General features: G+C 60.7%; 1 pseudogene. It reads right to left on the bottom strand.

Annotated features, from left to right (window positions below):
• Nucleotides 1-188, bottom strand: a pseudogene (locus tag BQ8482_RS30515) (IS630 family transposase); the annotation flags it as partial.
• Between the last annotated feature and the right edge of the window lie 519 nt (nt 189-707).

The raw sequence follows: 707 nt of genomic DNA on the forward strand, positions 1-707 counted from the left end.
CAATTAATCGCGACACGCTTTAGGATCACGTAGATTGCCTTGTCCGCCGGCACCGCGCGCTCGATGCGGTTGAGGAAGCGGATGAACTCCTGATGGCGGTGGCGCTGCGTGTTCTGCGCGATGACCGTGCCGTCCAGCACGTTGAGGGCAGCGAAGAGCGTCGTTGTGCCGTGCCGCTTGTAGTCGTGTTGGTGTGGACGGCCCCCAGCACGGCATCGATGTGCCAGAATGAGGTCGTTGAAGATCTCAAGCAAAGGAGACCGTCCGTGGAACAGATTATTCGAATTGGCATGGATACGTCAAAGCACGTGTTCCAGCTCCACAAGAGCCGCTTGATGGACGCGGCGACATGCAACGCTTTGAGCCGCTAATGATGGCGCGTCGCCGGCTCGGACCTTGAACGGAGCGCCGTTCGTTGCGGCGCTCCGCCCGTCTACAGTACCGTGATCGCCATCTTTCTCCAGCTTGCGCGCTCGATCGGTCTGCGCGGGGAGCCCGACCAACTAGGCCCCTGCATTCACGATCTCCGGCCGGCGATCGTCGTCATTCGCAGTCCTGTTGCCGTGTTCAGCCGTACGGTTGGACGTCTTGTTCGGAAGCCGACACACTGAGGCGCAAGTATTCCGCCGTTGCGCGCGAAACGGATGGTTTTGCGCCTCTTGCCGCACAACCTTTCGCTGGCACGCCGATTGCATGGGACACGGTGA

This window comes from Mesorhizobium delmotii, assembly GCF_900149755.1.
Taxonomy (GTDB): Bacteria; Pseudomonadota; Alphaproteobacteria; order Rhizobiales; family Rhizobiaceae; genus Mesorhizobium; species Mesorhizobium delmotii.